The 25,834-nt window shown below is 60.8% G+C and carries 26 protein-coding genes; 13 read left to right on the top strand and 13 right to left on the bottom strand.

Annotated elements, in window-relative coordinates; all coding sequences use genetic code 11:
• Window positions 1-69: 69 nt before the first annotated feature.
• Window positions 70-774, bottom strand: a complete 705-nt coding sequence (locus ACXYMP_RS13795) for a corrinoid protein (RefSeq protein WP_458907014.1) — start codon at window positions 772-774, stop codon at window positions 70-72.
• Window positions 775-954: 180 nt separating this feature from the next.
• Between ACXYMP_RS13795 and ACXYMP_RS13790 the strand changes: the two genes are divergently transcribed.
• Window positions 955-2,037, top strand: a complete 1,083-nt coding sequence (locus tag ACXYMP_RS13790) for a PA0069 family radical SAM protein (RefSeq protein WP_298566638.1) — start codon at window positions 955-957, stop codon at window positions 2,035-2,037.
• Window positions 2,038-2,189: 152 nt separating this feature from the next.
• Here the strand turns inward: ACXYMP_RS13790 and bmt are convergent, their stop codons facing one another.
• From bmt to ACXYMP_RS13775, 3 genes are all read right to left on the bottom strand, one after another.
• Entirely contained in the window at window positions 2,190-3,212 is a 1,023-nt protein-coding gene (bmt, locus tag ACXYMP_RS13785; protein WP_298566639.1) for a betaine--homocysteine S-methyltransferase, read from the bottom strand.
• A 68-nt stretch (window positions 3,213-3,280) separates the two neighbouring features.
• Window positions 3,281-5,359: a phosphatidylglycerol lysyltransferase domain-containing protein gene (locus tag ACXYMP_RS13780; RefSeq protein WP_458907012.1), complete on the bottom strand. Its 2,079-nt coding sequence runs from the start codon at window positions 5,357-5,359 to the stop codon at window positions 3,281-3,283.
• A gap of 174 nt (window positions 5,360-5,533) precedes the next feature.
• Complete coding sequence (locus ACXYMP_RS13775) at window positions 5,534-5,845, bottom strand: DUF1476 domain-containing protein (protein ID WP_298566641.1); 312 nt, start codon at window positions 5,843-5,845, stop codon at window positions 5,534-5,536.
• A gap of 241 nt (window positions 5,846-6,086) precedes the next feature.
• On the opposite strand from ACXYMP_RS13775, the gene purC reads away from it, so the two are divergent.
• The 7 genes from purC (at window position 6,087) to ACXYMP_RS13740 (ending at window position 12,948) form a co-directional block, all read left to right on the top strand.
• A complete protein-coding gene (gene purC, locus ACXYMP_RS13770; protein WP_298566643.1) occupies window positions 6,087-6,851 on the top strand; it encodes a phosphoribosylaminoimidazolesuccinocarboxamide synthase in 765 nt (254 codons plus the stop codon).
• A 12-nt stretch (window positions 6,852-6,863) separates the two neighbouring features.
• Window positions 6,864-7,109, top strand: coding sequence for a phosphoribosylformylglycinamidine synthase subunit PurS (gene purS / locus ACXYMP_RS13765; protein WP_298566644.1), 246 nt, complete (start codon window positions 6,864-6,866; stop codon window positions 7,107-7,109).
• On the top strand, window positions 7,109-7,777 hold the full coding sequence (purQ, locus tag ACXYMP_RS13760; protein ID WP_458907009.1) for a phosphoribosylformylglycinamidine synthase subunit PurQ: 669 nt from the start codon (window positions 7,109-7,111) through the stop codon (window positions 7,775-7,777). Before purS ends, purQ begins: the two co-directional genes overlap by 1 nt.
• Before the next feature lie 35 nt (window positions 7,778-7,812).
• Window positions 7,813-9,582, top strand: a complete 1,770-nt coding sequence (locus ACXYMP_RS13755; RefSeq protein WP_298566646.1) for a sensor histidine kinase — start codon at window positions 7,813-7,815, stop codon at window positions 9,580-9,582.
• A 48-nt stretch (window positions 9,583-9,630) separates the two neighbouring features.
• Complete coding sequence (locus ACXYMP_RS13750) at window positions 9,631-10,965, top strand: sigma-54-dependent transcriptional regulator (RefSeq protein ID WP_298566647.1); 1,335 nt, start codon at window positions 9,631-9,633, stop codon at window positions 10,963-10,965.
• Window positions 10,966-11,045: 80 nt separating this feature from the next.
• Entirely contained in the window at window positions 11,046-11,825 is a 780-nt protein-coding gene (locus ACXYMP_RS13745; protein ID WP_458907006.1) for an HpcH/HpaI aldolase family protein, read from the top strand.
• Between the two features lie 118 nt (window positions 11,826-11,943).
• A complete protein-coding gene (locus tag ACXYMP_RS13740; RefSeq protein ID WP_458907004.1) occupies window positions 11,944-12,948 on the top strand; it encodes a TDT family transporter in 1,005 nt (334 codons plus the stop codon).
• Here ACXYMP_RS13740 and ACXYMP_RS13735 read toward each other — a convergent pair.
• The gene (locus ACXYMP_RS13735; RefSeq protein ID WP_298566651.1) at window positions 12,945-13,298 is read right to left on the bottom strand and encodes an MmcQ/YjbR family DNA-binding protein; all 354 of its coding nucleotides are present in this window, start codon (window positions 13,296-13,298) and stop codon (window positions 12,945-12,947) included. The genes ACXYMP_RS13740 and ACXYMP_RS13735 overlap by 4 nt on opposite strands.
• Window positions 13,299-13,514: 216 nt before the next feature.
• Between ACXYMP_RS13735 and cysS the strand changes: the two genes are divergently transcribed.
• From cysS to ACXYMP_RS13720, 3 genes are read left to right on the top strand one after another with little or no spacing between them, the layout of a single operon-like run.
• Entirely contained in the window at window positions 13,515-15,017 is a 1,503-nt protein-coding gene (gene cysS / locus ACXYMP_RS13730) for a cysteine--tRNA ligase (protein ID WP_458907001.1), read from the top strand.
• Window positions 15,014-16,633 (top strand): citramalate synthase, encoded by a 1,620-nt coding sequence (gene cimA / locus ACXYMP_RS13725; RefSeq protein WP_458906999.1) that lies wholly within the window; start codon window positions 15,014-15,016, stop codon window positions 16,631-16,633. The genes cysS and cimA overlap by 4 nt, the downstream gene beginning before the upstream one ends.
• Complete coding sequence (locus ACXYMP_RS13720; protein WP_458906997.1) at window positions 16,630-17,427, top strand: squalene/phytoene synthase family protein; 798 nt, start codon at window positions 16,630-16,632, stop codon at window positions 17,425-17,427. The genes cimA and ACXYMP_RS13720 overlap by 4 nt, the downstream gene beginning before the upstream one ends.
• Before the next feature lie 28 nt (window positions 17,428-17,455).
• Here ACXYMP_RS13720 and ACXYMP_RS13715 read toward each other — a convergent pair whose 3' ends face one another.
• The 3 genes from ACXYMP_RS13715 to edd form a co-directional block, all read right to left on the bottom strand.
• On the bottom strand, window positions 17,456-18,064 hold the full coding sequence (locus ACXYMP_RS13715) for a LysE family translocator (protein ID WP_458906995.1): 609 nt from the start codon (window positions 18,062-18,064) through the stop codon (window positions 17,456-17,458).
• 90 nt (window positions 18,065-18,154) lie between these two features.
• Window positions 18,155-18,796, bottom strand: coding sequence for a bifunctional 4-hydroxy-2-oxoglutarate aldolase/2-dehydro-3-deoxy-phosphogluconate aldolase (gene eda, locus ACXYMP_RS13710; protein ID WP_458906993.1), 642 nt, complete (start codon window positions 18,794-18,796; stop codon window positions 18,155-18,157).
• An 11-nt stretch (window positions 18,797-18,807) separates the two neighbouring features.
• Window positions 18,808-20,613, bottom strand: coding sequence for a phosphogluconate dehydratase (edd, locus tag ACXYMP_RS13705; RefSeq protein WP_458906991.1), 1,806 nt, complete (start codon window positions 20,611-20,613; stop codon window positions 18,808-18,810).
• Between the two features lie 263 nt (window positions 20,614-20,876).
• Here edd and ACXYMP_RS13700 point away from each other — a divergent pair, with 263 nt between their 5' ends.
• Both ACXYMP_RS13700 and ACXYMP_RS13695 read left to right on the top strand, forming a co-directional pair.
• Window positions 20,877-22,088: an RSP_2647 family RNA methyltransferase gene (locus ACXYMP_RS13700; RefSeq protein ID WP_458906989.1), complete on the top strand. Its 1,212-nt coding sequence runs from the start codon at window positions 20,877-20,879 to the stop codon at window positions 22,086-22,088.
• Entirely contained in the window at window positions 22,085-22,633 is a 549-nt protein-coding gene (locus ACXYMP_RS13695) for an RSP_2648 family PIN domain-containing protein (protein ID WP_458906987.1), read from the top strand. The genes ACXYMP_RS13700 and ACXYMP_RS13695 overlap by 4 nt, the downstream gene beginning before the upstream one ends.
• Window positions 22,634-22,652: 19 nt before the next feature.
• On the opposite strand, the gene ACXYMP_RS13690 is transcribed toward ACXYMP_RS13695, so the two are convergent.
• From ACXYMP_RS13690 to ACXYMP_RS13670, 5 genes are read right to left on the bottom strand one after another with little or no spacing between them, the layout of a single operon-like run.
• Window positions 22,653-23,336, bottom strand: a complete 684-nt coding sequence (locus tag ACXYMP_RS13690) for a M48 family metallopeptidase (protein WP_298566661.1) — start codon at window positions 23,334-23,336, stop codon at window positions 22,653-22,655.
• A 39-nt stretch (window positions 23,337-23,375) separates the two neighbouring features.
• Entirely contained in the window at window positions 23,376-24,011 is a 636-nt protein-coding gene (locus tag ACXYMP_RS13685; protein WP_458906985.1) for a DedA family protein, read from the bottom strand.
• Window positions 24,008-24,382, bottom strand: coding sequence for a hypothetical protein (locus ACXYMP_RS13680; protein WP_298566663.1), 375 nt, complete (start codon window positions 24,380-24,382; stop codon window positions 24,008-24,010). Before ACXYMP_RS13680 ends, ACXYMP_RS13685 begins: the two co-directional genes overlap by 4 nt.
• 54 nt (window positions 24,383-24,436) lie before the next feature.
• Window positions 24,437-25,621 (bottom strand): vWA domain-containing protein, encoded by a 1,185-nt coding sequence (locus ACXYMP_RS13675; RefSeq protein WP_298566664.1) that lies wholly within the window; start codon window positions 25,619-25,621, stop codon window positions 24,437-24,439.
• Between the two features lie 9 nt (window positions 25,622-25,630).
• The gene (locus tag ACXYMP_RS13670; protein ID WP_247035921.1) at window positions 25,631-25,789 is read right to left on the bottom strand and encodes a hypothetical protein; all 159 of its coding nucleotides are present in this window, start codon (window positions 25,787-25,789) and stop codon (window positions 25,631-25,633) included.
• Between the last annotated feature and the right edge of the window lie 45 nt (window positions 25,790-25,834).

Raw genomic sequence — 25,834 nt, 5'->3', positions numbered from 1 at the left:
GGGGTGGAAAAGAAAAGGCCCTGCCACAGGAAGAACCGGGGCAGGGCCGTCTGTGATAATGCGAAGTGTTTAGCCCGCGGCAAGTTGGTTGTGCTTGCGCGCCATGAACTCTTTGGCGGTTTCGACGGCCACAGCGGCGTCGCGGCAATACCTGTCTGCCCCGATGGCTTTGCCAAACTCTTCGTTCAGAGGCGCACCGCCGACCAAAACGGTATACTCGTCCCGAATGCCCTTTTCGATCAATGTGTCGATGACCACTTTCATATAGGGCATTGTGGTGGTCAGCAGGGCGGACATGCCAAGAATGTCGGGCTTTTCCGCCTCCAACGCCGCCAGATAACTGTCGACAGAGTTGTTGATGCCCAGGTCGATAACATCGAACCCCGCGCCCTCCATCATCATTGACACCAGGTTCTTGCCAATGTCGTGAATGTCGCCCTTTACGGTGCCGATCACCATCTTGCCCATGCGCGGCGCTCCGGTTTCGATCAGCAGCGGCTTCAAGATTGCCATGCCCGTCTTCATCGCATTTGCGGCCAGCAGCACCTCGGGCACAAACAGGATGCCGTCACGGAAGTCGTGACCCACAATGGTCATGCCTGCAACAAGGGCTTCGGTCAGAATGTTGTAAGGCTCCCACCCGCGTTCAAGCAGGATGTTCACACCTTCCGCGATTTCTTCCGCGAGCCCGTCATACAGGTCATCATGCATCTGCTGCACAAGCTCTTGGTCGTTAAGCTCGCTCAGGATGATATCGTCTTCTTGGTCGGACATAGCTGCCGTTCCCTTGCTGAAGGTCTTGTGTCTTTTTTCCAGATGCGCCGAAAAAATGCCGCTGGTCTGAACCGATTGCGACATTGATTGCCCTTTGACCGACCTATTGGCAAATGAATAATTCGCGGTGAAATAGTGAAACTGCTTCATATGTTCCCTAAACGTTCTTATTGTCGCGCTATGACGGACCATGACCAAAAAATCAGCACGTCTGCCCGCAAAGGGCGCGCGGCTTTGACCAATGACGCTGGCCGGTTCGAGCCCTATCAGCGGGTTGGCGTTGACGATGGCTGGCATCAAGACCAGCCCCAAACCCTGCGCACTCAGGTGGCGATCGAGCGTCCGCGCCGGGTGATCAATCGTCTGCAATCCCCCGATCTGTCTTTTGATCGCACACTGAACCCCTATCGCGGGTGCGAACATGGCTGCATCTATTGCTTTGCCCGCCCGACCCATGCCTATCTTGGATATTCAGCCGGGCTGGATTTCGAAACCAAGCTGATCGCCCGCCCCGATACGCCAAAACGCTTGACGGCCGAGCTGTCCGCGCCGCGCTACCGTGTGTCACCCTTGGCGATCGGCACCAACACCGACCCCTATCAACCGATCGAGAAACGCTATCGCGTGATGCGCGGCGTGCTCAAGGTTCTGTCGCGGTTCAACCATCCGGTAACAATCGTGACCAAGGGCGTTTTGATCGAACGCGACATCGACCTATTGGCGCCCATGGCACGCCGCGGATTGGTCCATGTCGGGGTGTCACTGTCGACGCTCTGTGGTGGTCTGGCGCGCAAGATGGAGCCGCGCGTTCCCTCGCCGCAACGCAGGCTGGCGATGATCGGGCGTCTGGCAGCGGCGGACATACCCGTTCGGGTCATGGTGGCGCCGGTCGTGCCGGGCCTGACTGATCATGAGGTTGAGGCGGTGATTGCCGCCGCAAGCAGGCAGGGCGCCACCGCGGCCAGCTATATATTGCTCAGATTGCCGGGTGAGGTCGCCGGGTTGTTCGAAGACTGGTTGCACGATCACCTGCCAGACCGGGCCGCGCGTGTGATGGCGCGGATGCGTGACATGCGTGGCGGTCGCGCCTATGACCCGACCTTTGGTGCACGAATGGTCGGGCAGGGGGCGTCTGCGATGCTGTTGCAACGCCGGTTTGCCTTGGCCTGCAAACGGGCGGGGGTTGGCAGGGCTTTGCCGCCCCTGCGGTGTGATCTGTTTGCGGTGCCGCCTGCACCGGGTGATCAACTGTCCTTGTTCTGAACCGTTGCAACAGGGCACCGCAGTGCCGCAAGACGCACTGCATTATTTCAGGCAATGCTTCCGACCCCGCCGCCCGTCACCTGAGTGTCGCAGCCAGCGTTGCAGCCAGCGTCGCAAAGCTTGCAGGAAAATCGGTGACCGGTGGTACAGGTTTAAGTGCTGCTGCGACGGCGTGTTCGGCGCGCAGGTCGGGTGGCTGCATCGTCACCTGTCCCGTCAGACGCCGAAGAAAACCCGCCCAGAGCGGCGGCGATCTGGTCAAGTGTTGGGCGGGTGTCGCTGCGGGGCCGTGTTTCAAGCGCCGCGCGCATCGCGCGCAAATGATCCGGCGTCGTGCCGCAGCAGCCGCCAATGATCGTAGCGCCACAATCACGCGCCAGAACCGCGTATTCAGCCATCAATTCAGGCGTGCCATCATAGTGGATGTGACCGTCAACATATTTGGGAATGCCCGCGTTGCCCTTGGCGATGATCGGGCGTTCGCTGCCTTGCGCTGCGAACCCCAAAACGGTGCGCAGAAGATCCGATGCGCCGACGCCGCAATTGGCACCGAAGGCCAGCGGGGGCTTCGGCAGGGTTTCGACCATCTGTGCCAGATCGGCCGAGGTCAAACCCATCATCGTTCGCCCGGCCGTGTCAAAGCTCATCGTTCCGCACCACGGCATGTCAGCAAGTTCAGCCGCGCGGGCGGCCGCCTTGTATTCTTCGGGCGCCGAGATCGTTTCGACCCATAGAACGTCGGCGCCGCCCTCCTTCAGCCCTTCGGCCTGCTCGTGAAACATCTCGACAGCGCTGTCAAACGTCAGACTGCCCATCGGTTCCATGATATCACCGGTCGGCCCGATCGACCCGGCAACGACGACCGTGCGCCCCGAAGCATCAGCGATTTCGCGCCCCAATGCAGCACCTGCGCTGTTGAGTTCACGCACCCGGTTCTGCGCGTCATGCAGTTTCAGGCGCGAGGCGTTGCCGCCAAATGTATTGGTCAGAAAGATGTCGGACCCCGCCTCGACGGCCCCGCGATAAAGCGCGCGGATGTTGTCTGGCTGCTCTACATTCCAAAGCTCGGGCGCATCGCCAGAGGTCAGGCCCATGTTGAACAGGGTCGTCCCCGTTGCGCCATCAGCCATCAGCCAGTCGCGTTCGGTCATGAGTTTGGTCAGCGCATCCGCCATTTTCGGTTCTCCGCAGGTCGGTGTGGAATTCTGACGCTAACTGCCATGGATCTAGCGCCGGCGCAAACCTATTGCGGTGACGACCGCCGATTAAGCGGTGTTGGCGCGCGCTTGCCCTGCCAAGGCCACCGAAAGGAGGTCGGGCGTTCGATTTTGCGGCAGATCTCGCGGGCGACATCCACGGCCCCCAGCCCAAGGCTTAGCCTGCTGGGCGCCGCCGCATACAGCGTTTCCCACGACGGGGCAAAGGCGGATTTGAACTGGCGCAGCCCGTCGGCCCGACAGGATCTGTCAAGCGCCTGGCGCGCGTGGCGAAACAGCAAGGGCTCTTCAGGATGTGGACCTAGTGGCACCGCGGCAAGTGAAAGGCGTGGGCAGTTCATCTGAGCTGCACATTCGATCGCTTGTGTCAAAAGCGCATGCATCGTTCCATCTGGCGCATGATGTGCGGGGCGCATCAGATCCAGCACCTGTTCGTTCTGATTGGAGTGTAGGGTGATAAAGCCAACCAGTCGCCCCTGATGATGGGCCAGGAATACCCGGGAATGAGGCAGGCTCTCCGGGTGCCACACCCCCATGGAAAATCCGCGCTCACCACCGCGTGCCTCCGACCAGTTCCGGGCGATCCGTTCCATATCAGACAGCGGCAAATCCGCGCCAGCTTCGGTGATCGCGATGCCCGCTTTGCTGGCGGCGCGCAGCTTCCGGCGCAGTTGGCGCTTTGCGGCGCCGTCCAGTGTGAAGGCTTGGGGATTGAGCCACGCCTCTTTCGCGATCGGAAGGACGTTCCAGCCGAGCGCCCGCGCAGATGACGCGGTTCGCGCGCCGATCTTGTAGAGGAAGGGCGAAAGATAGCTGCGCCGAGCCAAACCGTGCAGTTCTTTGAAGAAGGCGAGGTGGGATTCGCTGGCAATCAAGGGGTCGGACAGCATGATCAGGCTCTGCCCCGATGCAGCCCCAATGGCGGCGGGCTGGCCCTGGGCTGTTTCGATCAGCGACAGACGGCCCTGACGCAGCAATCCGGCTTCGGCACGTGGGGCTTCGCGCAAGACCTCAGCGACTTGCGCGGGCAAATGGGGCGCTTGTGCAACCGGGTGAAGGCTTGCGGTGGCTTCAGCGGGTGCGCGCGCGCGCGCCCGGCGCGGTCCGCGTATGGTTACGAGCGCAGCCAATATGGCCGGCATCGCGTAGTAAACGGCGCGAAACGCCAATACTGCCGCCAGAAGGGGTTCTTGTCCCAGCTCAGGCAACAGCGCCAGCAAAGTGATTTCGAACGCGCCCATGCCACCGGGCGTGCCGGAAACGAGTCCCGCCCCCAGCGCAATCAAGTAGGCTGCAACCAAGGGCACGATCCCGATGTCGCAGCCTTCGGGCAGCACCATCCACAAGGCCGCGCCGGCTGCGGCTGTGTCAAGAAACGCCAAGCCCAGAAACGCGCCCATTGCACGCAAGGGGGGCAGGTGAATGCCGCTGAATGGACGGGGTCGAAACACGGTGAGAACTGCGAAAGCGCATGCTGTCGCCAACACGATCCAAGCCAGCCATCCTGCCCACGGCAAGGTCATGGGAACTGTCAGGGCCACCAATGACGCAACGACCGCGAGGCCCGAGAGAAACGAGATCGACACGATCACCGATATCCGCATCGCTTGTAGGAAAGAGATTTCAGGCAGCATGCGCCAGCGCACAAATGCCGACGAAATCACCCCCATGCCCACGGTTTGTGAGAGTGCAATAGCGGTCACCCCTGCGCGCTGCGCATCGCCTGACGCAATCGGAGATCCGATCAACCGGTGCACGACCCGGTCATACCGGCCCAATGCCCAGAAAGAGAGCGCCGAGAACACAGCTGCACCTGCCCATTGAAGCGCTCCGACAGTTTTAAGCGAGGCATGGATATAGCCGATGTCCAGCTGCGCGATTTTGTCCCACATCAGAACGACGAGGCCAAAGGCAAGCGCCACTGGCAACGTCTGGCGCATGGCAAGCTTGCGCAAGTCGATCCCGTTTGCGTTGCCCTGCGACAACGCTTGCGTAACATTTCGGGGTTGCGAAGGGTGGGGCACGCGGCGCGACGGATCACCGTCGACGCGGGCAGGTGCGCGCGTCGTGGCGTTCGATTGTCGTTGGTGTCCGTTGCTTCGCATATCTAACCCCTTGATCGGCCCATTGGGACACCTTCCCTCATAGACACAAAAAGAGTGTTAACGAGCCATATCTCTGCCCAATCGGCGCCGCCGCACGATGCTGCAACAAGACAGGGCGCGACCTCAGCGGCGCGCCCTGTCTGGTTCGTGACACGCTGCAGGGTCAGTAAGCGGTCAGGCCTGACCAGCAAGCTCGCCTTTCGCAACGGCTAGAAATTCGGCGCGTTTGGCACGCACTTCATCGGCGCTGACAGTGTTCAGATCGCCGGTGACCTTACGCACGACATCCTCGTGTCCGGCCTCTTCGAAATCCGACTTGATCACTTCGCGGGCATAGGCGTCGGCGTCGTCGCCGGTTTTGCCCATTTTTTCGGCTGCCCAAAGGCCCAGTTTCTTGTTGGCGCGAGCTTCTGCCTTGAAGATCATTTCTTCATCATGGGCAAATTTGGCCTCAAACGCGTTTTCGCGATCATCAAAGGTGGTCATGGCATTCCCTTGTTCATGGACTGTTGCCTTCGGCGGGCCGAACGGCGCTGTTGGATACAGATATGCCAACGCACAGCACCCATCGCAACCCCGCTAGCGCTCTCAATGTCGCGAATTCGCGCAAGTTAGGCGATATTCTTGCTCAGGGTGGGGGTTTCACGTATAGGGCGGGCGAAGGCGGGAGTCGCGCGGGCAGGGGCTCGCCCGGAGGCAGCCCCCCGCACAGAGCTACGGAGATCCCATGGCACGTCGCAAGAAACTCTATGAAGGCAAGGCGAAGGTTCTTTATGAAGGTCCTGAACCCGGCACGATCGTGCAGTATTTCAAAGATGACGCCACCGCGTTCAACGCCGAAAAAAGAGATGTGATCGACGGCAAGGGCGTGTTGAACAACCGCCTGAGCGAGTTTTTCATGACGGGCCTGACGCATCTGGGCATTCCCAACCATTTCATCAAACGCCTGAACATGCGCGAACAACTGGTGCGCGCGGTCGAGATTGTGCCGCTAGAGATCATCGTGCGCAATGTCGCTGCCGGGTCGATGGCCAAGCGACTGGGCATGGAAGAGGGCACGCCGTTGCCCCGTCCGATTGTCGAATTTTCCTATAAGGACGACAGCCTTGGCGACCCGCTGGTGCCCGAGGAATACATCGCCGCGTTCGGCTGGGCCAGCCAGCCCGAAATGGACGAGATCGTGTCGATGGCCCTGCGGGTGAACGATTATTTGTCGGGCGTGATGTATGGCGTTGGAATCAAGCTGGTCGACTTCAAGATCGAAGTTGGCCGCGTCTACGAGGGCGACTACCAGCGCCTGATCGTCGCGGATGAAATCAGCCCCGACAGCTGCCGCCTGTGGGACATGGAAAGCGGCCAAAAGCTGGACAAAGACGTGTTTCGCCGTGATTTGGGCGATCTGGCCGACGCGTATACCGAAGTGGCGCGCCGTCTGGGCGTTCTGCCGACCAATGTGACCCACGCCCCTACCAAACCGACCCTGATCAACTAAGGATTTGCCCCGATGAAAGTACGTGTTGATGTGATGTTGAAAACCGGCGTTCTGGACCCGCAGGGCGAGGCTGTGCGCCGCGCGCTTGGCAATCTTGGGTTCGACGGTGTTGAAGCCGTGCGTCAGGGCAAGGTGATCGAACTGGATCTGGCCGATGGCACTTCCGAGGATGACATCAAGAAGATGTGTGAAAAGCTTTTGGCCAACACGGTGATCGAAAACTACACGATCAACGTGCTTTCGGGCGAGGTGCAGTGATGAAGGCCGGTGTCATCGTCTTTCCCGGCTCCAACTGCGACCGCGATCTGGCAGTGGCGTTTGAACGCGCGGGCGCACAGGTGTCGATGATCTGGCACAAGGATACCGACCTGCCGGGTGATCTGGACATTGTCGGGGTTCCGGGCGGCTTTTCCTTCGGGGACTATCTGCGGTGCGGCGCGATTGCGGCACAATCGCCGATTACACGCTCCCTGATCCGGCACACCGAACGGGGCGGTTATGTGATTGGCATCTGCAACGGGTTTCAGGTGCTGACCGAAACCGGCATCCTGCCGGGCGCTTTGATGCGCAATTCCAACCTTAAGTTCATCTGCAAACCGATTGAATTACAGGTGGAAAAAGCAGATTGCGCTTTTACCTCCGGCTATGAGCTCGGGCAGAAAATCACCGTGCCGGTGGCTCACCATGATGGCAATTACACCGTCACCGCCGAAAAACTGACGCAGTTGCGCGACGAAGGTCGGATCGCGTTCACCTATGTGGACAACCCCAATGGCTCGACCGGCGATATCGCTGGCGTGGTTTCCAAGAACCGTCGCGTTCTTGGCATGATGCCGCACCCCGAACGCGCGGTTGACGTAAACCACGGCGGGACGGACGGGGTGGCAATGTTCCGCTCGTTGGTTGATAGCGTCGTTGCTGCGTGATTGTGGCGCAGGCCCTACGGGCCTATCGTTGAGACATGTCGGACCCTAAGACCAAGCCGGTTTTGACCCCAAGCACCGGGGTTAGTTTGCGCGCGCGCCTCGTGCTCGTTGCGCTGATTTCCTTTGCGGTGCTGGTGGTGTTCTTCTCGAACCGGTGGCTGACCGAACGCTATACCGAAACCACGCGCAACCGGGCAGAGCTTCGCGTGGCGCTATATTCGGGCAACCTGATTAGCGAATTGCAACGAAACTCTGTCGTGCCGCTGTTGCTGTCGCGTGACCCGGCGTTGATCAACGCCCTGAACTCAGCAAATTATACACAAAGCACCGCGCGGTTGATTTCCTACCGCGACGAAATTGAAGCCGCCTCGCTTTTGTTGCTGGACAAGGACGGGCGGGCCGTGGCTGCGACCAACCGCGAAACGCTTGGCTCTCAGCATCGCACCAACTCTTATTATGTTGACGCCCTGCGCAGTTCAGACACCGTTTTCACCACCGTGCGCACCGAGGCGGGCGCTTATGAGTTTGCCTATTCGCGCAAGATCGAAGACAGCGACGGGGTGATCGGGGTCATTGTCGTCGGCGTCGACCTGCGCAAGTTCGAAAACAGTTGGTCGGGGATCTCGGATGCCGTGCTGGTCACCAACAGCGAAGGCAGCGTGATTCTGGCCACAGAGCCGCGCTGGCGGGGCAAACCCGAAGGTGAGGCGCTGGCGACCGTTTCGGCGACAGATGCCATCCGCCGCAGCGTCAGCAATGTCAGCGATTGGTCCGGCTTGCCATCCGAAGTGCTGTTTCTGGGCGAAGCGGTGATGCGCCACGAGGCGCGCGTGCCGTTTCAGGGATGGCGGATCGCGTCTTTCACCTCCTACGCGTCAGTGCGCGAGAAGGTGAATGCGGTTTTGTCGCTGGAAATCATGGCGTTCGCCATGCTTTTGTCGCTGACCTTCTATCTGATCAGCCGCCGGGCCCAATGGCGATCAATGCTGTTTGCGCAGGAATCGGCGGAGCTTAGGCAGCTGAATGATGCGCTTCAACGCGAAATCGCGGAACGCCAGCGGGCAGAAGAACATCTTCAGGTGGCCGAACAGACGCTGGCGCAAAGCTCGAAACTGGCCGCACTTGGTGAAATGTCGGCGGCGGTCAGCCATGAATTGAACCAACCGCTTGCGGCGATGAAGACCTATCTGGCGGGCGCGAAGCTGCTGTTGCAACGCAAACGCCCCGACGAGGCCCTGTCGAGCTTCCAGCGGATCGACGATCTGATCGAACGGATGGGCGCCATCACCCGCCAGTTGAAAAGCTATGCCCGCAAGGGCGGGGATGCGTTTGAAGCGATGGATGTGCGCCAAAGCGTGTCGACCGCGCTGTCGATGATGGAACCTCAACTGAAAAGCCGCGATGTGCGTATCACCCGCAATATCCCGCGCGACCCGGTGATGGTGATGGGCGACCGGTTGCGGCTGGAGCAGGTGTTGATCAACCTCTTGCGCAACGCATTGGATGCAACAAAGGCTGTGGCTCAGCCGCAGGTGGACATCATTGTCAGCCGTGGCGACTATGTTCTGATCACCGTGCGGGACAATGGCGACGGGGTGGACGATCTGGATAACTTGTTTGAACCGTTCTACACCACAAAAGCACCCGGAGATGGGGTCGGGCTGGGACTGGCCATTTCTTCGGGCATCGTGACCGACCTTGGCGGCCGCCTGACGGCGCGCAATGGCCAGGACGGGGGCGCTGTATTTGAAGTTGAACTTCCTATCTTGAAGCAGGAAGAGGCAGAGATCGAAGCCGCCGAGTAAGGCAGCCAAGACTATAGGCAAGACAAAAGAAGAGCGCAGGAGACCGCCATGGCACAGGCAATGAAGATCGCGATCGTAGATGACGAACAGGATATGAGGCAGTCCATTTCACAATGGTTGTCGCTGTCAGGGTTCGAGACCGAAACCTATGCCTCGGCAGAGGATGCGTTGAAGGTGATCGGCCCGGATTATCCCGGCGTCATCATCTCGGACATTCGTATGCCGGGCATGGATGGCATGGGGTTTTTGAAAAAGCTGATGAGCTTGGACAGCACCTTGCCCGTCATCATGATCACCGGCCACGGCGATGTGCCGATGGCGGTCGAGGCGATGCGGGTCGGGGCCTATGACTTTCTGGAAAAGCCCTTCAACCCCGACCAGCTAACCACCCTGGCGAAATCTGCGACCCACAAGCGTCGCCTTGCGCTGGATGCCCGTGCCTTGCGCCGCGAGCTTGGCGATGGCTCGACCATCATGAAGAAACTGATCGGCGCCTCGCCGGTCATGTCGCGCCTGCGCGAGGATATTCTGGATATCGGCCAATCGGATGGCCATGTGCTGATCGACGGGGAAACCGGCACCGGCAAGACCTTGGTGGCACATGCGTTGCATGCGGTCGGGGCAAAGGCGGGTAAGAAGTTTGTCGTGACCTCATGCGCAGGTCAGGACGAAGAGGAATGCGCGCGCCGGCTGTTTGGCCCAATGGATGATGGCGGCGCACAGCCGCTTGTCGAAGAGGCCCGCGGCGGCACATTGGTGCTGGAAGATATCGAGGCGCTGCCAATGGGGCTTCAGGCGCGCCTTTTGAGTTGGATGAACGACCAGGGCAGCCCTGCCGAAACCCGTGTCGTGGCGATCAGCAACCTGCAAGAGCAGGGCAAGACCTGCGAAGACTGCCTGCGTCCGGACCTGTTTTACCGCCTTGCCGCGATGAAGATCACCTTGCCCCCGCTGCGACAGCGCGGCGAGGACATCTTGATGCTTTTCACCCGTTTCGCCGACCAGTTCGCCGAAGAATACGGCTGCGCGGCGCCCACCGTCAGCGCCCAGGAAGCCGCACAGTTGTTGCAGGCGCCATGGCCGGGCAACATCCGCCAGTTGATCAATATCGCCGAACGCGCGGTGCTTCAGTCGCGTCGTGGCACAGGCACGATCTCGTCACTGCTGATGTCGGATCATGACGATGTGCAACCGGTGATGACCACCGAGGGCAAGCCGCTCAAGGAATATGTCGAGGCGTTCGAACGGATGTTGATCGACAATACGATGCGGCGCCACAAGGGCTCGATCGTGGGGGTCATGGACGAGCTGTGCCTGCCGCGCCGGACCTTGAACGAGAAGATGGCGAAATACGGATTGCAACGGTCCGACTATCTGCAATAGCACCAAGGGGCTTAGGGCTTGATACAGGGCCATGTGCAACCTAGCCTGTTCCTTGATATGTTAAGCAAATGGAGGCCGTCATGCGCGCACCGGAAAACAAACTCAAACGCGCGCTGGCGGCGGGCGAGATGCAAATCGGTCTGTGGCTTAATCTTGCCAGTCCGTCTGCCACTGAAATCGTGGGCGGGGCAGGATATGACTGGGCGCTGATCGATGGCGAACACGCGCCCTATGATCCTACGATGATCCAGGCTCAGCTGCGGGTCTTGGGGCAATTTGCCTTGTCGCCCATCGTGCGGGTGCCGATCGGGGAAGACTGGGTGATCAAGCAGGTGATGGACCTGGGCGCACAAAGCCTTTTGGTGCCGATGGTCGATACCTCCGAGCACGCGGCGCAAATGGTGGCCGCGACCCGCTATGCGCCGGACGGGAAGCGCGGCATGGGGGCGGCGGTTGCCCGCGCGGCTCGTTTTGGCCAGTGCACCGACTATCTTGCCAACGCCAATGACGAGGTGTGCCTGATCGTGCAGGCGGAAACCACCAAAGCCCTTAATAACATTGACGAGATCGCCGCGACCGATGGTGTCGATGCGGTCTTTATTGGTCCTGCGGACCTGTCCGCCGACATGGGGCACAGGGGAAACCCATCCCATCCCGAGGTAAAGCAGGCGATTGCGACCGCGATTGCGCGCATTCGTTCTGCGGGCAAAGCTGCCGGCATCTTGCACTACGACAGCGCAGATTTTGCGGGTTATGCGCAGATGGGCGTCACGTTTCTGGGTGTGGGGTCTGATGCGACGTTGTTGCGCAGCGCGGTTCAGCGCAATCTGGACGCAGCTCGCGCAGCTGTAAGGGTGTGACGCACGACGCCCCTTAGGTCACCAAGGCGCTGTGATGCGGCAATCGGACCCGTGGTCAGGGCTTCCCCCGGCGGGTTTCACAGGCTAAAGGGGCGATACGACGTTCAAGGAGCGCCCGATGACACAAGCCAAAGCCCCATATTTTCCGCCGCCGCCACCCATCCCGCCAAAAACGCGGATGTTCCAGCGCATGCCGCCTGCAGTCTTCACCCCGATCATGGGGGCGTTTGGCTTGGGTCTGGCGTGGCGTCGAGCGGTCGAAGGGTTTGGCGCGCCGCAGGCGATCGGAGACCTTATTCTGGGCGCGACGACGCTTCTTTACCTATTTAGCTTAGCGGCTTACATCGCAAAGCTCATGCAAAGGTCCGGCACGTTTGTCGAAGATCTTCGGGTGTTGCCGGGGCGGGCCGGGATCGCGGCGATGGTTCTGTCGGGCTATTTGCTGGCTGCAACTCTGGTCGCCCATACCACGGTGATCGCCGGGGCGGTGTTGATCGCGGCCTTTCTGGCGCATCTGTTCGTGGCGTTGCGTGTCGCCCATTTGCTGATCACGGGTCCGGTCGAAGCCAGAACCGTTACACCAATCTGGCACCTGACCTTCGTCGGGTTCATCCTGAGCCCTCTGGCGGCGGTGCCGCTTGGGTTGATGGCGGCCTCGTCCTTTATCTTTTGGGTCTGCCTTGCGGCGGCGCTCGCGATCTGGGGGGCGAGCCTTGTGCAAATGATGCGCGTCAGCGTGCCCGCACCGCTGCGCCCGCTTCTGGCCATCCACCTAGCGCCCGCAAGTGTGCTTGGCACGGTGGCGTTTTTGGTGGGGCAGACGCAGGTTGCCATGGTGCTAAGCGTGTTCGCCATCATGATCCTGAGCGCCCTTATCCTACGCGCCCGCTGGATGACCGCCGCCGGGTTCAGCCCGTTGTGGAGCGCCTTCACCTTCCCGTTGGCCGCCTTTGCGACACTGATGCAGATCGCGGCAGGGTTTTTGAGCAGCGAACCGCTGCGCATCTTCGCGGGGCTCACCCTTGTGGCGGCGACACTGATCATCGCGCCGATTGTCTATAAGGTGATGCAGATGTGGACCAAGGGTGTGTTGGCGGTGAAAACCAACGCGGCACAAGCCTAATCGTCGATCGTAAAAGGGGCGAGGCTGGCTTGCGTCTTTTTCGTCAGGCTGGCCCGGATCAGCGCATAAGACCGTTGGATGCGGTGGGTCAACTCGTCCTTGCCCGCGTCAAACGGGATCAGAACCCATGAGCGATGGAAATAGGGGGCTTTGCGGCCCACGCCTGCCTCGATCAGCATCGTCGCCGTTTCAACATCGGGTGTCTTGACCGATACGCCGGGGGTTTCGGCGCCAATCGCTGCGAAAATTTTGCCACCCACCTTCCACACGTCATGGCCCGGCCCAAACGGCTCGGACCATTCCGCGCCGGGCAGCGCTTCGCATATCTTGTTCACAGCTTTACGGGTCATAAGATCACGATAACCCGCTTGGCAGGCGCTGGGAAGGGTGCTAGCGTGCAGGCCATGAAACGGACAGTAAAGCCCTTGGGCATCAACATTATCTGCTGCATTACCTGCTGAGACACTCAGGCGGGCCGTTCTTCTATTCCATACATGTCAGGAACTTGCTAAGCCCGCTCGGGATAATTCTGTGGGATCACCTGTGCGCAGACTTGCGAGGACATTATGACGGACATCAAACTTTACAACACGATGGCGCGGGAAAAGCAGGTCTTTACCCCGATCGACCCCGATAACGTCCGTATGTATGTCTGCGGGCCGACCGTCTATGACCGCGCCCATCTGGGCAATGCGCGCCCTGTTGTGGTGTTCGATGTGCTCTATCGTCTGCTGCGCCATGTCTACGGCGCGGATCACGTCACTTATGTGCGCAATTTCACCGATGTGGATGACAAAATCAACGCGACCGCGCTTCAGCGCAAGGAAGCCGGGGCCGAGGGCACGTTGGAGGAACTGGTCCACGAACGCTCGGACGAGACCATCGGCTGGTATCTGCAAGACATGGGCGCTCTGGGCGCGTTGGAGCCGGACGAGATGCCCCGCGCGACTGAGTTCATCGGGCCGATGATCGCCATGATCGAGGATCTGATTGCCAAGGGCCACGCCTATGAGTCCGAGGGCCATGTGCTGTTCGCGGTCGAAAGCTATAAGAACTATGGCCGCCTGTCGGGCCGCTCGGTCGATGACATGATCGCCGGTGCGCGGGTCGAAGTCGCGCCTTACAAAAAGAACCCGATGGACTTCGTGCTGTGGAAACCCTCCACCGATGATCTGCCGGGTTGGGACAGCCCGTGGGGTCGAGGTCGTCCGGGTTGGCATATCGAGTGTTCTGCCATGAGCCACGACCTGCTGGGCGCGTCGTTCGACATCCACGGTGGCGGCAACGACCTGCAGTTCCCGCACCACGAAAACGAGATCGCCCAGTCGAAATGCGCCCACCCCGACGCGGGGTTCGCTAATTACTGGCTGCACAACGAGATGTTGCAGGTCGAGGGCAAGAAGATGTCCAAATCGCTGGGCAACTTCTTCACGGTGCATGATTTGTTGGAGCAAGGCGTGCCGGGTGAAGTGATACGGTTCGTCTTCTTGGGCACGCATTATCGCAAGCCGATGGATTGGACGGAGAAGAAGCGGGCTGAGGCATTAAGAAAACTTCGCGACTGGGCGAGTGTTGTGCGTGAAGCTGAACCTCCAACGATCTCTCCAGATTTTCTGGATATCTTGGCTGACGACCTCAATACCGCAGGCTCTATTGATTACTTGGATCAACAGTATCGAGATGAAGATTATGCCGAACTAATTGGCTGTGCCAAATTGTTGGGTATTGATCTAGCCGAGATTTCCAAAGCGAACTGGGCGAGCCCTTTCCGTTTTGAAACGCCAGATGGAACTGACTGGGTGGAGGGTAAGGATTTTCAGCCAACTACTAGTATGGTGGGCTGGGGCGAACACTCAAGTGAGTTTGTCGATGTGACCATGAAACTCGTTCGGACTTGGATGAAGCTGCGGCGAGAGGAAAACTGGCGCGCGGCAGACTCTTTGTCGAAAGATGCACGCGAGATTGGCATTCAGTTGCGCGCAGCCAGATCAGCAAACGGGATTAATCAGGGCATCGCTAGTATTGATGGTGACCCCACAGTCGATGCTGTAGAAAGGATAATCCCGTGACCGCCCGCCTCTATATCTACGACACCACGCTCCGCGACGGTCAGCAAACCCAAGGTGTCCAGTTCTCGCTTGCTGAAAAACAACAGATCGCCGAGGCGCTCGACGCGCTCGGCGTGGACTATATCGAAGGCGGCTGGCCCGGTGCGAACCCGACCGACAGCGACTTTTTCGCTGCCGCCCCCAAGACCCGCGCGACCTTCACCGCCTTTGGGATGACCAAACGGGCAGGGCGCTCGGCCGAGAATGACGAGGTGCTGGCGGGCGTGATGAACGCGGGCACGCCAGCGGTCTGTCTGGTGGGAAAAAGCCATGATTTCCACGTCACCACCGCGTTGGGGATCGAGCTGGACGAGAACGTGGAGAACATCCGCGCCTCAGTCGCTCATCTGGTCGCGCAGGGGCGCGAGGCGCTCTATGATGCCGAGCATTTCTTTGACGGATACAAGGCCAATCCGGATTACGCGTTGGAGTGCCTGAAGGCGGCTTACGCGGCAGGCGCGCGCTGGATCGTGCTCTGCGACACCAATGGCGGCACGCTGCCGCACGAGGTGCACCAGATCACCAAGTCGGTGATCGCAGCGGGCATTCCCGGCGACCATTTGGGCATCCACACCCATGACGACACAGGCAACGCGGTGGCCTGTTCGCTGGCCGCCATCGACGCGGGCGCGCGGCAGGTGCAGGGCACGTTGAACGGGCTGGGCGAGCGGTGCGGCAACGCCAACCTGACCACGCTGATCCCGGTGCTGTTGTTGAAGGAGCCCTATGCCAGCCAGTTTGAAACGGGCGTCAAACGCGAGGCCCTTCAAGGCCTGACCCGCATATCCCGCAAACTGGATGACATCCTGAACCGGGTTCCGAATAAAGCTTCGCCCTTTGTCGGCTCGTCGGCCTTTGCGCACAAAGCCGGGCTGCATGCCAGCGCGATCCTGAAAGACCCAACGACCTATGAACACATCCCGCCCGAAACGGTGGGCAACGCGCGCATCGTGCCGATGTCCAATCAAGCGGGCCAATCGAACCTGCGCGCGCGGCTGGCCGATGCCGGGATCGACGTCGAACCGGGCGATCCGCGTCTGGGGCAAATCCTAGACCGGGTGAAGGAACGTGAAGATCAGGGCTATGCCTATGACAGCGCGCAAGCCTCGTTCGAGTTGGTTGCGCGCGACGTGCTGGGACAATTGCCGCGATTTTTCGAGGTGAAGCGCTACAAGGTCACGATCGAGCGGCGCAAGAACAAGCGCAACCAGACGGTCAGCCTGTCTGAAGCCATCGTGGTGGTGAAAATCGGCAGCGAAAAAAAGCTGTCCGTGTCGGAAAGCATGGATGCGTCCGGCACAGATCGCGGCCCGGTGAACGCGCTGGCCAAGGCGCTGGCGAAAGACCTTGGCCCCTATCAGGACATCATCGACGACCTGCGGCTGGTGGACTTCAAAGTGCGCATCACCCAAGGTGGGACCGAGGCGCAAACCCGCGTGATCATCGACAGCGAAGACCGTGACGGCCACCGCTGGTCGACCGTGGGCGTCAGCCCCAACATCGTCGATGCATCGTTCGAGGCGCTGCTGGACGCGATCACCTGGAAGCTCTTGCGCGACGGGGCCAAGCCCGCATGACCGACACCCCGCACGACCCCATCGCCGCCTGCGCCGAGATGGTCCTGAAGGGCGACCCCGACCGGTTTCTGGCGACCATGACCGGCGACGTGGAGGAACGTAAACGCCTGTTTCCGCTCTACGCCTTCAACCTCGAAATTGCGCGCGCGCCCTATATGTCGCAAGAGCCAATGGTGGCGATGATCCGGCTGCAGTTCTGGCGCGATCTGATTGACGCGGCTGTGGATGGGCGCGAGGCACCGAAGCATGACGTGGCCACGCCGCTGTCGCAACTGGTGATCTGGGGCGATGTCCGTGCGGCCCCCTTGGTACGGATGATCGCCGCGCGCGAAGATGACGCGCAGGGTGCTCTGCGCGAGACTGTGGATCAGATCCAATCCTATGCGCGTGAAACCTCGGGCGCGTTGATGCTGGCGGCGGGGCAGGCCTCGGGGATCGCCGATTTTTCTGGCGATCACGACGTGGACCAAGCGCTGGAGGGATTGGGCGAAGCTGTCGGGATCGCCAATTGGCTGATGGCACAGCCGGCGCTTCTGGCCGCCGGGCGAGGGCACATTGCGCCCAGCCCTGACACAATCCGCACGCTGTGCGAAGGTGGGCTAGAGGCGCTGGCCCACGCGCGCGGTGCGCTTGATCGGCGAGGCAACGCCGCATTGCGCAGCGCTTGGCGGGCTGCACCCGTTCTGCGCCACGCCCGAAACACGCCTGAAGCGGTCGCAGCCGGAGCGCTTGGACAGTCCGAGTTCTCGCGCCGTGGTGCGCTGTTGTGGAAAAGCGTTCTTGGTGGCTGGTAGGCCGGTGTTCGATCAGGGCCGCGATCGCCTAGTCTGACATCGCGAGCTTTGCCCCAAGCGCCCCGAACGCCCCTGCAAAGACCCGCTTGATCCACACCATCACCGTCGGTCGGCCAATGACATATCTGCGCGCCGCCGAGGCGAAAGCGCCATATCCGACAAACACCAGAAACGTCATCACCATGAACACCACGGCAAGCAATGATAACTCGACCGTGGCATTGGGCGCGTTGACGGATATGAACTGCGGCAAAAAGGCCAGAAAAAACAGCGATAGCTTGGGGTTAAGGACATTGATCAGCGTTCCGGTCAGCGCGATCGAGCGCAAGGATTTCCGCGACCGGTCATCAGAGGCATCCATCGTGCTGTCGTCTTTCAGGATCGACCACGCCATGTAGAACAGATACAGGACGCCAAGGTATTTGATGACCTGAAACGCGACGGCGCTGGTGTGCAACAAAGCCGACAGTCCGATGATGCTTGCGAGGGCGGCGGGTAAGATCCCGAAGGTGCACCCCAGCGCGGCTGCGATGCTGGCTTTAAACCCGCGACCCAGACCGATGGCAATCGTATACAGCACACCCGTTCCCGGCAAAACCACAACGATCAGGGATGTGAGAAGAAACTCGACTGACATGGCGCACGGCCCCCTTTTTAGACGGTCAGGCTCTGGCGAAACCTGCCCAGTGTCAAGCCGAGAGGGTCGCGTGCCACATATGCCAATACTTCAACTGCCCAAAGCTGCTGCCGTTCTCGCAAGTGCCGTGATCGCGGCCCAGTCGCCCGAGCGGACCAAATCACCGGGTGCGACCCATGACCCCCCGACGCACAGCGTGTTGGGCAGGGACAAGTAGTCATTTGCATTCGACAAGCTGACACCGCCGGTCGGGCAGAAGCGGATCTGGGGCAGGGGCGAGGACAGAGATTTCAAGAAGGGCGCGCCACCTGCGGCTTCTGCCGGAAAGAACTTTTGCACGGTATAGCCGCGTTCCAGAAGCCGCATGGCCTCGGACGCGGAACTTGCACCGGGCAGCAGCGGCAGATCGTTGGCCTCGCACGCGTCCAGCAGGCGATCGGTTGCGCCGGGTGACACACCAAAGGTCGCGCCCGCCTTCTTGGCGTTTTCCACGTCCTTGGCGGTCAGCAAAGTGCCAGCCCCGACAGCCCCACCCTCCACGCGCGCCATTTCGGCGATGACCTCAAGCGCCACGGGTGTTCGCAGGGTGACTTCCAACGCGGGCAGGCCGCCTGCCACCAAAGCCGCAGCCAAAGGCGCCGCGTGGGCGACGTCATCCACGACCAGAACCGGAATGACCGGGGCCAATCGGCAGATTTTCTCAGCGGCAGTGCTTGCCTCTTGCGGGGTCATGATAATCTCCTTCAGGAAATCGAGGATGCGCCTTCGGTCGCAGAGCTGGCTGCGCGACGGAAGGTTTCGAAAAGCTCACGGCCCATGCCGTCGGTATTGTCGCTCAGGTCGACCTGAACGGCAGGTCGGTCCATGGCGCCTTCGGTCAGAACTTCAAGCGTGCCATTCTCGGCGTCCAGCCGGATCATGTCACCGTCGCGGATACGGGCGATAGGCCCGCCGCTGGCGGCTTCGGGGGCCACATGGATCGCAGCGGGCACCTTGCCCGACGCCCCTGACATCCGCCCGTCCGTCACCAGTGCGACGCGCTGACCGCGTTGCTGCAAGACCGAAAGCGTTGGTGTCAGGCTGTGTAGCTCAGGCATCCCGTTGGCCCGCGGTCCCTGAAAGCGCACGACGACGATCAGGTCGCCCACAAGCTCGCCTGCCTTGAAGGCGGCCTTGACGCTGTCTTGGTCGTGAAACACGCGGGCAGGGGCTTCGATCAGGTGGTGTTTGGGATCGACAGCCGAGACCTTGATGACACCACTGCCAAGGTTGCCCGACAATTGCACCAACCCGCCGGATTGTGCGAAAGGGTCAGAGGCAGGACGCAGAATCTTGTCGTTCAGGCTTTCACGCGGGCCGGGTTCCCAACGCACCCGGTCGCCGTCCAGTTTCGGCTCCTGTGTATAGGCGGTTAGATCGCCCATGATGGTCTTGGCATCGGGGTGCAGAAGCCCCGCGTCCAGCAGCTCGCCGATCATGTAGCCAAGACCGCCAGCGGCGTGGAAGTGGTTCACATCCGCCAGCCCGTTCGGATAGACCCGCGCCATCAACGGCACGATTGCCGAGATATCGGCGAAATCTTCCAGCGTCAGAATGATCCCCGCCGCCCGCGCCATGGCAGGCAGGTGCAGGACAAGGTTGGTCGAGCCGCCAGTGGCCATCAGCCCTACCAGCCCGTTTACGAAAGCTTTTTCGTCCAGCACATGCCCGGCAGGCGTGAAGCCAGCGCTGCCGTCTTTTGTGATCGCCAGCGCGCGTCGCGTCCCCTCTGCGGTCAAGGCCTCGCGCATGTCGGTATGTGGCGTGACAAAGGACGCGCCGGGAAGGTGCAGCCCCATGAATTCCATCAGCATCTGGTTGGTGTTTGCGGTGCCATAGAAGGTGCAGGTGCCGGGGCCGTGATAGGCCGCCATCTCGGCCGCCATCAGCTCTTTGCGGCCCACCTCGCCAGTAGCAAATTGCGTGCGCACCTTGGCTTTTTCGTCGTTTGACAGGCCCGAGGTCATCGGCCCAGCTGGCAGGAACACCGCCGGAATATGCCCAAAGCTGGCCGCCGCGATCACCAGGCCCGGCACGATCTTGTCACAGACGCCCAGAAACAGCGCCGCGTCAAAGGTGTTGTGGCTGAGTGCAACGGCCGAAGCGAGCGCGATCACGTCGCGTGAAAACAGGCTCAGCTCCATCCCCGTTTCGCCCTGCGTGACCCCGTCGCACATCGCAGGCACACCGCCTGCCACCTGCGCGGTTGCACCTTCGTCGCGGGCAATGCGCTTGATCAGGTCGGGGAACGTGGCAAAGGGCGCATGGGCCGACAGCATGTCGTTATAGGCCGTCACGATACCCAGGTTTGGCGCGCGCCCTTCGGCCAGCCGGTCTTGATCGGGACCGGCGCCTGCATAGGCATGTGCCTGACCCGAACAGCTTAGATGCGCGCGGCGCGGCCCGTCTTCGGCGGCGCGCGCGATCTTGTCCAGATAGGGTTGGCGGGTGGCCTTGGATCGCTCTGCGATCCGATCTGTCACTTTTGCGAGGGTGCCGTTCAGGGTCATGGGTCTTGTCCTGTGTCTTGCGCGAGCGCCAAGAAAGGAGCGTCGTGGCTGCGTCGCGTTACCGTTCGCCGCTTTCCTATCAGAATGTGATAGCGCTAACAACGTCTATTTCAAGCGGTCCCGAGCCTTCAAATTGCATGCGGGCCAGAATGGGCATCACGCTGGCCCAACCTTCCGCCCAGAGATGGGCCTGTCGATTTACGGGTTTCCTTGCGTGTGACCGCAGGCTAGGCAAGGCGCGACCTAATCATGGATGATATCACATGGCGCAGACACATACACCCGATCGCGCGACGATCCGACTAAAGCCCAAGGCCAATGCGCGCGCAATCCGGCACGGCGCGCCGTGGGTGTTTGACAACGAGGTGGTCACCGACCGCCGCACCAAAAACATACCCGCAGGCGCGATTGCGCGGCTTGAGGATGGCGCACGCGACCCGCTGGGCACGGTCGCGTTCAACCCAAACTCACGGATCATCGCCCGGATGCTTGACCGTGATCCCGATGCGGTGATTGACCGCGCCTGGCTGGGCGCGCGGCTGAAGGCGGCGCTGGATCACCGCGAAACGCTGTTTGACGCGCCATTCTACCGCCTGATCCACGCCGAGGCCGACGGGCTTCCCGGTGTGATCATCGACCGGTTCGGCGATACTGCCGTGATCCAACCCAATGCGGCGTGGGCCGATGTGCTGATCAACGATCTGGCGGCAGCGCTGGCGGATGTCACGGGCGTGACCACGATCCTGAAAAACGCGGCAGGTCGCGCTCGTGCGCTGGAAGGGCTGGACGAGCAAAGCAGCGTGTTGCTGGGCCAAGCACCCGACGCACCGATTGCGGTGCCAATGAATGGCGCCACCTATATGGCAGACCTGACAGGCGGACAGAAAACCGGGCTGTTCTTTGACCAACGGCCCAACCATGCCTTTGCCGCAAACCTGTCCAAAGGCGCGCGGGTGCTGGATGTATTTTCCCACGTGGGCGGGTTTGGCCTTGCGGCGCTTGCGGGTGGGGCGACCACGGCTTTGGCGGTCGACGGATCTGCCCCGGCGCTCGCCCTGGCCGACGAGGGTGCCCGCCAGATGGACGCCGCTGACCGTTTTTTGACCCGACAAGGCGATGCGTTCGACGTGCTGACTGCCCTCGGTGAAGAAGGCGCGCAGTTCGACGTGGTGATCTGCGACCCGCCAGCTTTCGCGCCGTCAAAGAAGGCGCTGGAACCCGGATTGCGCGCCTATGAGCGGCTTGCGCGATTGGCAGCACCTCTGGTGGCCCCCGGTGGATACCTCGCCCTGTGCTCGTGTTCGCACGCCGCGACAATCGACAAGTTTCGCGCCTCGTCCATCCGGGGCATCGGCCGGGCCGGACGGGCCAGCCAGTTGATCCACACCGGCTTTGCGGGCGCAGATCACCCGATGCACCCGCAACTGGCCGAAAGTGGCTACCTGAAGGCGCTGTTCTTCCGGCTGCTGCCATGAAAGTCCTGATCGACGCCTGCGTGCTTTACCCGACGGTGATGCGCGAGATGGTGTTGGGCGCGGCGCAGGAGGGGTTTTTCACCCCCCTGTGGTCGCCCCGCATTCTGGGAGAATGGGCGCGCGCCGCGGCCAAGCTTGGCCCCGATCAGGAAAGTGTCGCGCGTGCCGAGATCGCGCTCTTGACGGCTCACTGGCCCAAAGCCAGCGTTTTGCCCCATGACGGCGATTTGCGTCGCCTCTGGCTGCCCGATGAGAACGACATTCACGTGCTGGCCGCCGCCATTGCAGGCGGGGCGGATGTGCTGTTGACCATGAACAACGCCGATTTCCCCCGCCATACGCTGGCTGAGGAAGGGCTGCGCCGGGAAAGCCCTGACCTGTTCCTGCGCGAGTTTCTGGATCAAGACGCCGAGACGATGACGCGCATCGCAACCCGCGTTCTGACCCAAGCCCGCACCCTGTCAGGCGAGGACTGGACCATCCGCCGGCTGATGAAAAAGGCGCGCCTGCCAAGGTTGGGCAAGGCGCTTGACGCGCTCCTTTAACCGTTGCCTGCGGTTGGCGTCAGGTCACCCATTTGGCTTCGTTCTTTTCAATTGCGGCAATGCGCTCGGCTGTTTTGGGGTGACTCATCAACCAGGCGGGCATGACGCCGGACCGGTTTTTCGTCAGCGTATCCAATTTTCCAAACAGTGACTTTTGCGCCTCGGCCCCGATCCCCGATTTGATCAGCAATGCGGTCGCATAGGCGTCCGCCTCGTATTCATCGCCGCGGCTCAGACCTGCGGCAACAAGCCGTGTCAGAAACCGCGCGATATAGACACCCGCGCCGGGCAGAAAGCGCGAGATCATCATCGACAGGACCGTGCGCAGGGCATTTTGACCGGAAAAGTCGATCATCCGCTTGCGCGCATGTCCCAATGCCACGTGGCCAAGCTCGTGCGCAATCACGCTGGCCAGTTCTTCGGCCGTCACTCGCCCTTGCCGGTATTCGTTGAAAAACCCGCGGGTGATGAAAATCCGGCCGTCTGGCGCGGCCAGCCCGTTCACCGGGTCAATCTCGTAGATATGAACCGGAATGTCTGCGATCTCCAGTGACGCCGCCATCCGGTCCGTCAGCGCCTTCAGCTTCGGATCGGCCAACCGCGTCGATTGGGCGTCCAACTCGCGATGGGTGCGCCAGACCGAGAAATGGTAGAGCAAAAGGCCATACGCGATCGGCAGAAGAATGGGGATCAGCTTCAACATTGGCGTTATATGGGTGCTATTTTATCCGCTGGAAAGGGATTAACGCGACAAGGCGTCGGATTTCAGCGCCTCTTGCGCGTCTTTCGCTTTCAGGACAGCGCGGATCCAGACCAACATCACCACCGCGACGATCACAGCGACCAAAAGCCCCGCGATATTGCCAAGAAGGGCTGCCAGACTTTCGATGCGGGATGCAAACCCATAGCCAAGCCCGACATAAAGGCTGACCCAGATTGTTTCCCCAAGAATATCCCAGACCGCAAATCGCACCCAACCCAGCCCGGTTGCGCCAGCCACGAAATTGACCCATGGCCCCAAGGGGGCAACAGCCCATGTCGACAGAAAAACGCCAGTGCCGCCGTATTTGTCCACGAAGGCGCGCGCCCTTTCCAATATGGTTCGTTTTGCGGGCGTGTGCGCCAGCCATTGCAGGGCGCTTGCCCCACCAAATCGGCCAATCGCATAGCCTGTCTGATCCCCTATGACCGCGCCCACAAAGGCAGAAAACATGACATTAACCAGCGAAAGATCCCCCGCCGCCGCAAACGCGCCGCCTGCCAGCATCATCAGAGAGGTGGGGATGGGAAGCGCGAGACACGACAGAAAGGCCGAGAGGAAAACCACGATAGGGCCATAGTCCAAGAGCAGGGCAAAGACGGCTTCGGTGGTGATCATTGGCCCCCACCGGTTTCGCTGTCAGCTTGAGAGGCGCGGTGCGCGGCAATGGCGGCTTCCAGATCGGCGATCATAACGTCCAGCGGGATACCGCGCGCCTCGGCAAGTCGGCGCAGACTGCTTGGGCCATCACCCGGTTGGCCCAGTTGCAATGCCTCAAACATCACCTGTCGCGGGACATCCCACGAATAGGCAACGTATCTGGCGGTCATCCATCCCTCGATCGGTTGGTCGATATGGGCGGGGTCGTTCCAGTAAATCCAGCTGGCTGTTGTTCGGACGGCAAAAAAGACGCTCATTGCCAGGGCGACCGCCAGAATAAGCGTCGCAATTGGGGCCGCGCCCCAGATGCGTTTGAGAAATGAAAACATCGCGGTTTCCTTGCCGGTTGGGTCTTGAACGCGTGGGCGCAGAACTTCCGTCGCTTAGCGGCCCAATTCTTTCATCCCGCGCTCGATCCCCTCAAGCGTCATTGGGACCATGCGACCCTCAAAAATCTGGCTGATCATTTGCACTGACTGGGTATAGCGCCAGTGATGCTCCGGCAGCGGGTTGATCCACAGGTTGTCGGGCCACTGTTCGCGCGCGCGCTCCAGCCAGACCTGACCGGGCTCATCATTCCAATGTTCGTTCGCCCCGCCACGATAGGCGACCTCGTAGGGGCTCATCGACGCATCACCGACGAAGATGCATTTGTAATCCGAGCCATAGGTGCGCAGCACGTCCCATGTGGGGATCTGATCGGTCCAGCGCCGCGCATTGTCGCGCCACACACCTTCGTAAAGGCAGTTGTGGAAATAGTAGTATTCCAGATGCTTGAACTCGGCGCGGGCGGCGGAAAACAACTCTTCGACGACCTTGATATGCGGGTCCATTGATCCGCCAACATCCAGAAACAACAGGACTTTTACCGCATTGTGCCGCTCGGGCCGGGTTTTCACGTCGAGATAGCCGTGTTCGGCGGTGGCGCGAATGGTGCCGTCCAGATCAAGCTCTTCATGCGCCCCGTCGCGCGCCCAGTTGCGCAGGCGTTTCAGGGCGACCTTGATGTTGCGCGTGCCCAGCTCGACCGAGTCGTCCAGATTGCGAAACTCGCGTTTGTCCCAGACCTTCACCGCGCGTTGGTGGCGGGATTTGTCCTGCCCGATCCGCACGCCTTCGGGGTTGTAGCCGTAAGCGCCGAAGGGCGAGGTACCGGCGGTCCCGATCCATTTGTTACCGCCCTGATGGCGCCCTTCTTGCTCTTTAAGGCGCTCTTTCAATGTCTCCATCAGCTTGTCAAAGCCGCCAAGCGCCTCGATCTCGGCCTTTTCCTCATCGGTCAGGAATTTCTCGGCCATCTTGTCCAGCCATTCCTGCGGGATATCCACGGCTTCCAGCATTTGCTCGGCGGAAATCGCTTCAAGCCCTTCAAATGTCATCGAAAACGCGCGGTCGAATTTGTCGAGGTTGCGTTCGTCCTTCACCATCGCAACGCGGGCAAGGTAATAAAACCCCTCGATGTCATAGGTGACCAGCCCGGCCTTCATTGCCTCGAGAAAGGCCAGAAACTCGCGCAACGAGACAGGGACCTTGTTGGCGCGCAGGTTTTCGAAGAAGGGCAGGAACATCGGTCGGACCTAGCGGCTGATGAAGATCGAGGCGAAGAGGGCGATCAGGGCAAACCCAAGGGCATGAACGGCCGCATATTGCGCGATGTCCAACCGATTGCCGCCCCGTTTGCGGGCGCGCATAACGCCAACCAATGCCCCGAAGATAAGCGCCGCGATGACCAGCATATGTGCCTCTACCCTTCAAAAAGGGCGGTCTTGGACGGCCCCCGT

Source organism: Aliiroseovarius sp. CAU 1755 (assembly GCF_054482655.1).
This window is presented reverse-complemented; position numbering and strand designations above follow the sequence as displayed.